The organism is Peribacillus simplex, from assembly GCF_001578185.1.
Classification (GTDB): Bacteria; Bacillota; Bacilli; order Bacillales; family DSM-1321; genus Peribacillus; species Peribacillus simplex_A.
In genome coordinates this window covers 3,124,182-3,136,359 of the sequence record NZ_CP011008.1, presented here as the reverse complement: position 1 = coordinate 3,136,359, position 12,178 = coordinate 3,124,182, and the positions used below count along the sequence as shown (strand labels likewise).

The following is a 12,178-nucleotide window of genomic DNA, read 5'->3' as shown; positions in this document are numbered from 1 at the left end:
CAAGCTATGTTGGAAAATGGTCTCAATGAACGGGTTATCTTTTTAGAAAAACAAAGTGGAAAAATTTCAATCGAGTTCAATATCAATTATTAAAACGATTGATTCGTAAAGGTGATGTCCTTTACATTCATTCACTGGTGGTAGAAATAAAGAAGAGATCCTCCAGGAATGGAATGACATCACAAAAAATATTCAAGCAGATATCGTGGTGATGGATATGCCTTTGTTGGACACTACTCAATTTAAGGATAGTTTAGGGACCTTCATCGCAGATTTTGTTTTACAAATCCTCTCCTGGATGGCAGAAGAGGAATGGGCCGAAAACGGCAGCGTGAAGGAATTAATGTGGCTTTGCAAAACGGTGTACCCTTCGGCCGACCGAACGCCCAAGTAACGGAAGGGTTTAAAGAAGTGAAGTGTATGATCGTTGGAAAGCAAGTGAGATTTCAGCAGTTAACGCCATGGCGGAATTAGGCATTAAAAAGACGACTATTTATTAGTTAGTTAAAGAATACGAAAGAGACTTTTAATGTAGTTCTATATGTATAGAAGAAACTCGTCAAAAAGAAGCCTTTGCTCAACTGGAGCACAGGCTACTTTAGGTAGATTCTCTCATTTCCTATTATTAAAATGGCTGAAAGAACCTTTCATCAACAATATCTTTTTTAAAGTTTTCAAATGATTATGCTTACTATGCGAGATTTTATCTATAAAGTCGACCTATTTAGATGATAGTAACCTTTTTTTATCAATATAAACTTAAAGTTCCACTTATAAGTATGTTTAATGGTCTCTTGTATTTAAAACCAAAAATCAAAAACCAAAAAGCCAACAGTCAAAATGATTATTAATAATATTGCTCCAAGAACTATTATGGACATCTTTTTTAATAAACGATTTTCTTCGGATTCAATTCGACATAATGATGCACCTAACATAATTCTAGAGGGGCTGGCCATAGTTGAATGAGAAGAGCTTGTATTTTGAATACTAGCAATTAAATTTAATGGCAATCCGGTTTTCTTAGCAGTTTCAACTTGTAGTTGAGTAAACATAGCATTTGATCCTGTATTACTTCCCGTAAGAAATCCTCCAATTCCTCCAATAAAAGGAGAGACAAATATAAACATACTTCCGAAAATTAAACCTGCAGCATTAGCAATCGCAAATGTCATATTTGCTGTAGTCATTAGTTGAGAAATTGCTACAAATGCTGTGGTGGAAATTACAAAGGGAACCCATTGTTTTATAGAAATTTTAAGCGAACTCCAAATAATGCTTTTAGAGATTTTGAAAATGAATATGGTATATAAACATGTAATAAAAAGCCAAAATCCTGGTGAGTAAAGTAATGCTAATGAAAATGAAAAGGAAGGTAATTCAATGACAAAATGTGATTCTAGAAATTTTTTTATTGAAGGGATAAGCCTTGAAATGAAAATTAATAGGGTAAGTATTAAATAAGGACTCATAACCTTGATGATATTCAAATTTGTACCGTTATTTTCAGATACAGAGGTTTCGATAACGGTTTCATTTATCATTTTTAATGATGAAGAGTTTTTTATCTTTATAACCAGTAATCCGATACTACTAGTAACCAATGAACTGAGTACCCCGGCCAGTTCAACACTAACAAAAGCATTAAATAGAAATATTGAAATAGAAAAGATAACTGAAAGTAAAAGGATTTCCTTCCATCTATATTTTATTGCGTCTTTACCCCCAGCTAAATAAACAGCAATTAATAAAAAATAAATAAAAACAGGGATGCTTATAATTGCAGTTCCTGTACCAAGTTCCTGAAGGGGAATTCCCCCAATTTGTGCCCCAATTACTGTTCCCGTGGATAATGCTCCCCAGGGGACTGCAAGTAAACTAACAAGTCCAATAGATGCTGCTTTCATAGGACTAAACCCTAAAGCAATTAAAATGGGTGCTACAATCATAAATGCTATTCCAAAGCCACTCGTTGATTCTAAAAGTGGAGAAAGCCCTATAACTAATAGAATGACTTGCAAAATCTGATCAGTTGTTACTTCTGAAAGAAATGAAGCAATCGCCCGAATTCCACCAGTATTATTAATTAGATGAAAAAAGAGTATACCAAAGAATAAAACATACGCTGCTACAAAGGAAATTAAAAATCCTTTAAAGGAGGCATGTAAAGTACTTTCTACTGTTATATGGTAACTAGGATATACCAAAATAATAAGCAGTGTAACAATGTAAGATAAGAGTCCAGACCGGAGTGATGTTTGTTTAAAAACAAATAAAAGTACAAATATAGATATAAAAGGCAATAAGGCTATTATTAGATTCATAATGATCATCCTTTCGAAATTGAAAAAATACGTCTACGCTATATATAGCGTAAACGTTTAAATTTATGAAATGTCACTATATAAAGCTTGCAAAACTGATTGAGCGCTTGCAAATAGTGAAAATAATATTCTATCTGGTGGAGTTGAAACATAATTTAATCCATGAGGAGCCGCATGTTTAGATAGCCATTTTACTGATTGCCAAGAACCTGCTATCTCTCCGCCTAAACCCATTAGATATTCTCTTTCGTTCGATAGTTTTAAAAGTTTTGTCCTTCTTAGGCCTTGTACAATTGACTTTCCTACAATTTGTTCATTAATAATTTGAAATGGGCTACTTGGCATTATATTTAATTTAACGTACTCTGGAATAATAGACTTAGCTGAGTCTGCTCTATTCATATTAAGGCACGCTGCAGTAAAGTCGTTACCCCCAAATAATGCACCATTTAGTTCTATATTTGTTCCTTTAACGTCTAAAATATCTTCTAATACATGGAAAGAACCAGATGTTTCAATCATTATAGATACTCCACGAACTAAATCTTGAATACCGTATGATTGTACAAGTTTTTCAAAAGTTTCTATAAACATAGAAACCTCTTTTGGAAAGGTAACCATCGATAATAAAATTTGAAGTGTAACATCAATATCATTGGTTTGTGCTTTGTGTGCTGCTTTAATAATACCTTCGCACCAGATCTCACATATATCTTGTCTTTGGACGGTAACTCTCACTCCCCGACAACCGTGGTATGTTTCCGATTCATTCGCAAGAATGTTAACACGATCACTAACAGCTTTATTATTTAAATTATATTTTTCAGAGAAATTCTCTGTGTTAAAATCTTTCGTAAAGATCATGTTATAGGGCATACATAATAATCTAACAACAGCGATTTCTCCTGTCCCTACTTTAAACACGTCATAAACCATGTCGGTAAATCTTTTTAAATATTTCTCTCTATAATGAGAGAAATTTTCACCAACAATTTCTTCACCTAGAAATATGATTCTCATTAAATCAATATCAGTGGATTGATTCCACATCCGTTCATCTCTTAATAATCCTAATCCGTATCTTTTTGAATAACCCTTTAAGCAAATATCACCATTTACTAGTGAGATATCACTTCCATACATTCGGGTGAGAGTCATTGTTCTAGCAGTATGTGCTGTCGATAATACTTTGAGTTCCGAAACTTCGTATGCAGCCCTTAATAACTTTTGGAAACCAACAAACTCTGAAGACTCAATAGTTTCAATAAGAAATTGTTTATTATGTTGATATGTACTGGAATGAATAATATTTTGTTCTGCATTAGCTGGACCATAAATCTCTAATGACTCTAGAAAAGCTTTTGAAAGAATTTGATAAACTTTAATGATAGTTGAAGGATTAGCCGATAAATTACCTTTGAAAATTAATCCTTTATTAGCATTTAATGAAATGTAATCACCTTCATTTATCGTATCTTTTTCAAAAATGACTTCTCTTAATGGTTGTTCAATATAAAATTTACTACCATCATTAAATGTATAAGTTAACATTTTAGGTTCTATATTAAATTGGTATTGGCAGTTAACATCAACTAACGTTGGAATACCTTCACAACTAGCTTGAACAGGGCAAAATGTAGTACGTGCCTTCTGGTTAGTGAAAAAACCTTTAGATGATGTTAAAACATAAAAATCTTCTAAATCCCCAGTTGTTAGAGAATAGATTAAGTTAATAGTTGTGTTTCTACTTTGGGCTTCTTGTAACAATAGCTCCCCTAATTTTCTATCAAGAACTAGTTGACCGGATACATCCCCAGGTAGAATACTTTCCCCCTGTCCGATGGGGGATTGATTATTTTCCTTAACAAAGTTAGGAGAAAGGAGATCTGTTAACTGTTCTTCCTCGATTTCAAATAACACATCTCTTGGAGATAAAAAACCTTGTGCTATTTTATGTAACTTTTCATTTAATGTGTTTTTATTTTTAGTTAGCAATTGCATTAGTTTGTCACCTTATCCTTATTAATATTTTTATATACAGGCGTACTATATTTAGGGTTTAATGTTTTTTCTTGAAATTTATGTATTAAATTTCTTGTTATTTCTCCAATTTTACCTCCAGATAATTCAATGTTATTAATACGAGCAACTCCAACAATTTCAGCATGTGTTCCTGTTAAAAAAACTTCATCTGCATTAATCAATTGAAAGGGTGTAATATCACTTTGTTTAACTTCCATATTAATTTCTCTAGCGATATCCATAATCATTTGTCTCGTTATTCCTTGTAAGATTCCGTTTGATGGACTAGGGGTTACAAGTGTATTTTTATCTATAATAAAAACATTACATATAGTTGATTCTGAAACAAACCCTCGGGGGTCTAGTAAAATTGCATCATCTGCTCCATATTCATTCGCTTCCATTCTAGCAACAACACTATTAAGGTAATTAAGTGATTTAATCTCATGTGAGGTGGCATCCACAGCATCTCGGCGTGTAGAGGCAATTACTAGAGACAACCCATTCTCTTTAACAGACTTTCCATGGACATTTGGTAAATCTTCTACAATGATAATTAAACTAGCGCTCTTGCAAGTACTAGGATCTGGACCTATGTGACCTACACCTCTTGTAACAAGTAAACGAATGTAGGCATTCTGAAGTTCGTTGATTTTCAGTGTTTCTAAGATGAATTCACCTATTTGTTCTAATGAGTATGGAAGCTGAATTCGAAGACTATTGGCTGAACGTTTTAACCGATTAAGATGTTCCTTCATTTGGAATACATGTCCAGAATAACAGCGTAACCCTTCATATATTCCATCACCATATAATAAACCATGATCATACACACTGATTTTTGCATCATCTTTATTGTAGAAAGCACCATCAACAAATATTTTTGTAGTCATTTAAATAACCTTCTTTTCTTTTTATTAGAAATTAAAATCCCTATTATCTACTTTGAATATTCAGACTTTATTAAGTGAAGACATTTAGACTTAGTTGTGCAATAATGTCCCTTCTTTTTCCTTTCTTTGATTTTATTTCCAAATTCACTATAGTGAATTTGATTCCATGATAAATCCGTTATAAACTAAAGTCAAGAATTAAATTCACTATAGTAGAATGCAGGGGGCTTTTATGGAATTTTCAACTAATGTAAAAAATGTAAGGAAGTCAAAAGGCTACACACTAGAAGAACTAGCTAAAAAGTCGGGAGTTAGTAAGTCTATGTTATCTCAGATTGAAAGAGGTGATAAAAATCCAACAATTCATGTTGCTTCACAAATTGCGGAAGCACTGGATGTAACAATATCGTCTTTGTTGGGGGAGGATCAAAAAAGAAGTGTGTCTATTATTCGTTCGAGTAACAGATTAATATATAAGGACGAAAACACAAAGTTCGAAAGACATCTTTTATCACCGCCGGCTAACGATATTGAATTCATTTTAAATAAAATTCCTCCTTTAGAGGAAACCGGAATTTTTCCACCTCATAAAAAGGGTGTAGAGGAATACATCTATGTTTTAAAAGGAAAAATACAAGTTGAATTAGGTGAGGAACCTGAAATTTATACGTTAGAAGAAGGGGATTCAATATATTTTGAAGCAGATATAGACCATAGGTTTCTGAATTTATCAGAAGAAGAGTGTAATTACTTTTTAATAATTAATTCAACTAAAAAAAATATGTATAGATAACTTCGTTAATAAACAGTGGTGTACTTAAAAACTATAAAAAGAATACATGCTTATAAGCTGAACTGCCCCGTAAATGTTAGTTTGGTGTCTAACATTTACGGGGCAGTTCACTTTTGCCTACAGTCTTTTTTGTTTTAAAATAATTTCTTCATCTTCATCTAAACAGTGAAAAGCTAGGAAGGGCACATTTAACATCGCACTTGTTTTTTTTGTATATACTCCGATTCCCCCCTAATCTATGCTGACCATCCATTAGTGAAGCTTTTTTTTTGCATATTAATCTGCCTATATTTGGACGGATTTTATCATAAGCCTGAAAATCCCATTCTTCTCAGGAGTTAAGCAATTATTTCAAGCTTCCTTAGATCAATTGAGTTAAACCGAAGTCATATCTAGCCGATTTTGATAATTAAGGTATAATAATAGGGTAAGATATTTTGTAACGGATTAGGTGAAGATGATCATGAAGCTAATCATTGCGGAGAAACCAGATCAAGGTTCAACGTTAGCAGCTCAATTTAAAACGAAGAAACAGCAAGGATATATAGAAATCATGCCGAATGAACTTTTTCCCGACGGAGCATATGTAACTTGGGCCGTCGGGCATTTATGTCAACTCGTTTCGCCGGAAACCTATCATTCAAAATGGAAAAAATGGTCGATGGAAACGTTGCCGATGATTCCAGAGAAATTTCAATATGAAGTGACCCGACAAAAGGCAAAGCAATTCAATGTAGTGAAGACTTTGCTTAGGAAACCGGATGTTGATGAAATCATTCATGCAGGCGATGCTGGGCGTGAAGGAGAATTGATTGTACGTAATATCGTTAATCTATGTAATGTCAATAAACCGATGAAACGTTTATGGATTTCCTCTTTGACCCCAAAAGCGATTTATGAGGGATTCCAAAACCTGATGGGCGAGGAAAAAACCAGGCCACTCTATCATGAAGCGTACACGAGAGCTTGCGCAGACTGGGTTGTGGGAATGAATGCATCGAGAGCGTATAGTATTTTATTGAAACAAAGGGGTGTTTCGGATGTATTTTCAGCTGGTAGGGTTCAGACACCGACTCTCGCTTTGATAGTGAAGCGGGAAATGGAAATTGAACAATTCAAGTCTGAACCGTTCTGGGAAGTGTTCGCTGATTTCAAGATGGATGGTAAGGAGTATCAGGGAAAATGGCAGCAGAACAATGATCCGAGAATCAAGACAAAAGAACTTGCTGATAAAATTGCCGCCTTTTGCAAGGGTAAAGAAGCTGAAATTGCGGAAATGGCTACAGAAAGAAAAGAATTTCAGCCACCTTTGTTATTTAATCTATCGTCATTGCAGGCAACCGTAAACAAGATTTATAAATATTCACCGAAACAGACGCTTGATATTGTACAAAGTTTATATCAAAAAGGGATCGTTTCTTATCCACGTTCAGACTCCAATTATGTTACGGAGGGGGAAGCCGAAACATTTCCTGATATATTGCAAAAACTAAGTGGATTTTCAGAATATGAATCCCTGTTTCCTTTACAACAACCGAGCATCATGAATAATAAACGGTTTGTAAATGAAAAAAAAGTGACTGATCACTATGCAATTATCCCGACGGAGCAAGTGACCGACCCAAAGAGGCTTTCTGCTGAAGAACGGAATATTTATGACTTGGTGGTCCGCCGGTTGATTGCGGCACATTACGAGAAAGCCATTTTCGATTACACCACCATTAAAACGCTTGTCGATAAGCGTGCCGAATTCATTTCTAAAGGCAAGCAGCAGATCCAAGAGGGATGGCGCAAAGTGATTTTCCAAAATGAGAAGGATGATGAAGATATCCTTTTGCCGTCCGTTTCAAAAGGGGATTCTGGAAAGGTCGCCAAAATAAAGGTGAAAGAAGGAAAAACCCAGCCTCCAAAGCGCTATACAGAAGGTCAGTTGATCACTTTGATGAAAACGGCCGGAAAACACTTGGATAATGAAGAGTTAGAAAAAGTGCTGATGAAAACCGAAGGCCTCGGCACTGAAGCAACTCGAGCTGGTATCATTACCATGCTCAAAGACCGTAAATACATTGATGTCAAAAAAAATCAGGTGTTTGCGACGGATAAAGGGAAAGTGCTGATCACTGCAATCGGGGAGAAAATCCTGGCTTCACCTGAAATGACAGCTAAATGGGAACAGCGTTTAAGGGAAATTGGTGAAGGGAAGGCCTCAGCCGGCGTCTTTATGGAAGCTGTTAAAAAGATGTCAGCAAAAATTATCAGTGATGCCGTGGAATCATCTGAAAGCTGGGATTTTCAAGGGCTGGACACCGAGTCGATTCAACGGAGCGGCCCTAAAAAGAGAAGCTCGGCATCTGTGGGCAGCTGTAAGCTATGCGGTTCTAAGATTGTCGATAAAGGGGAATTCTATGGATGTGTAAATTATCAAAAAACCAAGTGTAACTTTACGATCTCCAAAAAAATCCTTAATAAGAAAATCAGTCAAGCAAATATAAAAAAATTATTGTCGAGCGGTGAAACGGATTTGATAAGTGGTTTTAAAAAAGGTGAAAAAACCTTTGATGCCATTTTATCTTGGTCCGATTCTGAAAAGAAGATCAGCTTTACATTCCAAACAGAACAGAACATCAAACAAACATGAGAAGAAACTTCATTTAAAAGCGCCCTGAGACGTTATCTTCTTGTTTCAGGGGCGTTTATATAGTAAAATTTTTAGATATGCGTTTGAATGGGAGGATTCCGAATGCCTACACCTAGCATGGAGGATTACATAGAACAAATTTATTTACTTATTGAAGAAAAAGGATATGCAAGAGTTTCGGATATTGCCGAAAACCTTTCCGTCCACCCATCTTCTGTTACAAAAATGGTTCAAAAACTGGACCATGAAAAATATTTGATATATGAAAAGTACCGGGGTCTCGTTTTAACTGCAAACGGGAAAAAGGTTGGTAAAAGGCTCGTATACCGCCATGAACTTTTAGAACAGATGCTTAGATTGCTTGGGGTCAAGGAAGAAAATATTTATCATGATGTTGAAGGGATTGAACATCACCTTAGTTGGAATGCCATCGATAGGATTGGCGATCTGGTTGAATTCTTTGAGGAGTCTCCCGATCGTGTCGAGGATTTACGAAAGATACAAAAAAGAAATGAAGAAAATTCAAAATAAGCTGCCTCAGGCAGCTTTCAGACTGTAGACAAACTCGATGAAAATCGAGTTTGTCTACAGTTTTTTTTGAGGGTTTTAAAAATTCGAACGTTGATTTCCACTTCAGGCACTCACTTTCCGCGGGCGGTCCGGGAGCCTCCTCGGCGCCTTTGCGCCTGTGGGGTCTCCCTTGGACACGCTTTTCCCGCAGGAGTCTCGCACCTTCCGTTCCAATCAACTCTGTTTTAACAATTAGATATAACCGCTTTTGCCTACAATCTTTTTTATTTTTATGTTAATTGAAATTTTTCAGATGACATCACCTGTTTTCTGGAACCGGGCATTCATCATTATAAAAGTATTTTAAAAAAGGATTTTTTAATTAAGAGCAGAATAGCTATAATGAAGCCCTGTATTTTGATTCGGGAAAACTGTGTGTTAGTTAACGAATGGGATTGTAATTTCCGTAATGCTTCAAGTACTAATATAATTTGAGATTAAATGGGAGGGGGATTGTTTAATGAATTTACATACTTGGCATAAAGAGTCGGAAAAGGAATGGGATGTCTTTGCACCTATGTGGGTGAAGAATTCGCAAGAAATGTGGGAATCGGGGAGCCGAAAAAATATTATTCCGTTCTTTTCTGAATATGTACCTTCGGGAGTGAAGGTAGCTGACATAGGCTGTGGAGATGGAGTTGGTTCTTTAAAATTGGCCGAAGCGGGATTTGAAGTAACTGGAGTCGATTTATCCAATGTCATGATTGAATTTGCAAAGGGGAAAACAGCTCTAATACCTGAACTTTCTTTCATTCAAGGAGATTTTTATGATCTTCCATTCAAGGATGAGGAAATGGATGCGGCATTGGTCATTAATTCTTTGGAATATACAGGTGAACCATTAACGGTGCTGAAGGAAATTCAACGGGTAATTAAGCCTGGCGGTTATGCCTGTTTTGGAATTCTTGGTCCGACGGCTGAACCACGAAAAAAATTCAGTTTTCAACGGCTATTAGGAGATAAAGTCATTATGAATACAATGCAGGCTTGGGAATTTGAAAAAATGGCAACAGAAACGGGATGGAAGGTGGTCTCTGACACCGGCGTTGCGAAGAGAGGGGTGGACTTTGCAAAATTGGGGCATTTTTCAAAGGAACTAAAACAAGCTGTATCGTTCATGTGGCTGTTCCTCCTTCAAAAAAAGGTGGATCAGTGATGGAGAAGTATCAAATCGATCAATTCGTTGAAAAGACGAAACAGCAGGATAAAGGGCAAGGCTTATTTGAACTTGAAACGGAACGAATTCTGGAAATTAATCTGGAACAGCAGATCTGGGCAAAAATGGGGACGATGATTTCTTATCGCGGACAAATTAAATTCGAGAGGGAAGGTATCTTGGAGCATGGTCTTGGTAAACTCTTCAAGAAAGCCTTGACTGGTGAGGGTGCATCCTTGATGAAAGCGACCGGCAGCGGCAAGCTATACGTCGCGGATCAAGGGAAGAAGATATCAATTTTACAGTTAAATGGTGAATCGATCTGTGTTAATGGTAATGATTTGCTTGCCTTTGAGCCGGGTATTCAATGGGATATAAAAATGATGCGGCGCATTGCAGGGTTATTGGCGGGTGGATTGTTCAATGTAAGACTCGAGGGGAGAGGGATGGTCGCATTCACTTCCCATTATGAGCCACTCACTTTAATGGTGGAAGCTGGGAATCCAGTCTATACGGACCCGAATGCCACAGTAGCTTGGTCAGGGGAGCTTCAGCCTGAATTCGTAACGGATGTTTCATTAAAGTCGTTTTTTGGAAGGGGAAGCGGCGAATCCGTTCAAATGAAATTCGAAGGGAAAGGGTTTGTAGTCGTCCAACCTTTTGAAGAGGTATATTTCGGTAATAAAGAATCATGAAAGAAACAACCTGAGTCAAAAACTCAGGTTGTTTCCCATGATAGCCGAAAGTTGCTGCCTACAAAAAAGCTAGTCACTTAAAAGAGAAAGCTTCTTTTTCCTTACCCTTTCAATCCCACTCATATGGGGTTGATTGGTAAACATAATAGTTCAGCCAATTCGAGAACATCAGACTGCAATGGCTCTTCCAGCGGTGAAGGGGTACCTTGGTCGGATCGTTATCAGGAAAGTAATTTTCAGGGAGTTGCGTATTGATCCCACGCTCCCTATCACGCTTATATTCTTCACCGAGGGTATCGGCATCATACTCGAAATGGCCGGTCACCATGATTCTTTTTCCATCAACTGAAGCAGCTATCAATACCCCAGCTTGATCGGACTGTGCCAGAACCTTCAATTCTGGACGGTTAACTAATTTTTGATAGTCAATATCCGTATAGCGCGAATGAGGGGCCATAAAATAGTCATCGAATCCGCGGACTAGATTTTCAGTTGGTTCAAGTACCTCATGAGTGTATATGCCGAAGCATTTCACTGGCAGTTCATGTTTGCCTATTCCATAATGATGGTATAGGGCTGCTTGAGCTCCCCAACAGATATGTAGGGTGGATGTGACATTTTCTGTTGACCAATTCATGATATCCTGCAGTTCTTCCCAATAATTAACGTCTGAAAATTCCAGCTTCTCGACTGGAGCGCCCGTAATGATCAAGCCGTCATATTTCTTCGTGCGAATATCATTAAATGATTTATAAAACTGATCTAAATGAAATTTACTAGTGTTTTTTGATTCATGTGTGCTCAAACGCAGGAATGATATGTTTACTTGAATGGGAGTATTGCCAAGAAAGCGCAGTAACTGAGCCTCTGTTTTTTCTTTCTCTGGCATAAGGTTTAAAATTAATATATTCAATGGACGGATTTCCTGATTGGTAGCTCTATCCTCATCCATAACGAAGATATTTTCCTGTTCTAAAATTTCTTTAGCTGGCAGTTGTTCCGGAATTCTGATTGGCATGATTAGCCTCCTTCTCCAAAAATCATAATATTTTAATTATATAGAAAATTACTGAATAGAAAAGCTATT

9 protein-coding genes and 1 pseudogene are annotated in these 12,178 nt (G+C 36.5%); 6 read left to right on the top strand and 4 right to left on the bottom strand.

Annotated features, from left to right (window positions below; all coding sequences use genetic code 11):
- Positions 1-6: 6 nt before the first annotated feature.
- Positions 7-500, top strand: a pseudogene (locus UP17_RS28900) (recombinase family protein).
- 300 nt (positions 501-800) lie between these two features.
- Here the strand turns inward: UP17_RS28900 and UP17_RS14505 are convergent.
- From UP17_RS14505 to ilvE, 3 genes are all read right to left on the bottom strand, one after another.
- On the bottom strand, positions 801-2,324 hold the full coding sequence (locus tag UP17_RS14505) for an L-lactate permease (RefSeq protein WP_061463670.1): 1,524 nt from the start codon (positions 2,322-2,324) through the stop codon (positions 801-803).
- A gap of 63 nt (positions 2,325-2,387) precedes the next feature.
- On the bottom strand, positions 2,388-4,325 hold the full coding sequence (locus UP17_RS14500) for a putative PEP-binding protein (RefSeq protein WP_061463669.1): 1,938 nt from the start codon (positions 4,323-4,325) through the stop codon (positions 2,388-2,390).
- On the bottom strand, positions 4,325-5,239 hold the full coding sequence (gene ilvE, locus UP17_RS14495) for a branched-chain-amino-acid transaminase (RefSeq protein WP_061463668.1): 915 nt from the start codon (positions 5,237-5,239) through the stop codon (positions 4,325-4,327). The genes UP17_RS14500 and ilvE overlap by 1 nt, the downstream gene beginning before the upstream one ends.
- Before the next feature lie 232 nt (positions 5,240-5,471).
- On the opposite strand from ilvE, the gene UP17_RS14490 reads away from it, so the two are divergent.
- The 5 genes from UP17_RS14490 (at position 5,472) to UP17_RS14470 (ending at position 11,091) form a co-directional block, all read left to right on the top strand.
- Positions 5,472-6,032, top strand: a complete 561-nt coding sequence (locus UP17_RS14490) for a helix-turn-helix domain-containing protein (protein ID WP_061463666.1) — start codon at positions 5,472-5,474, stop codon at positions 6,030-6,032.
- A gap of 463 nt (positions 6,033-6,495) precedes the next feature.
- Positions 6,496-8,670, top strand: a complete 2,175-nt coding sequence (locus UP17_RS14485) for a DNA topoisomerase III (RefSeq protein ID WP_061463664.1) — start codon at positions 6,496-6,498, stop codon at positions 8,668-8,670.
- Between the two features lie 102 nt (positions 8,671-8,772).
- On the top strand, positions 8,773-9,201 hold the full coding sequence (gene mntR / locus UP17_RS14480) for a transcriptional regulator MntR (protein WP_061463662.1): 429 nt from the start codon (positions 8,773-8,775) through the stop codon (positions 9,199-9,201).
- Positions 9,202-9,700: 499 nt separating this feature from the next.
- The gene (locus UP17_RS14475; RefSeq protein ID WP_061463660.1) at positions 9,701-10,396 is read left to right on the top strand and encodes a class I SAM-dependent methyltransferase; all 696 of its coding nucleotides are present in this window, start codon (positions 9,701-9,703) and stop codon (positions 10,394-10,396) included.
- Positions 10,396-11,091, top strand: a complete 696-nt coding sequence (locus UP17_RS14470; RefSeq protein WP_061463658.1) for an AIM24 family protein — start codon at positions 10,396-10,398, stop codon at positions 11,089-11,091. The genes UP17_RS14475 and UP17_RS14470 overlap by 1 nt, the downstream gene beginning before the upstream one ends.
- Before the next feature lie 109 nt (positions 11,092-11,200).
- Here UP17_RS14470 and metA read toward each other — a convergent pair whose 3' ends face one another.
- Positions 11,201-12,109: a homoserine O-acetyltransferase MetA gene (gene metA, locus UP17_RS14465; RefSeq protein WP_061463655.1), complete on the bottom strand. Its 909-nt coding sequence runs from the start codon at positions 12,107-12,109 to the stop codon at positions 11,201-11,203.
- Positions 12,110-12,178 lie beyond the last annotated feature (69 nt).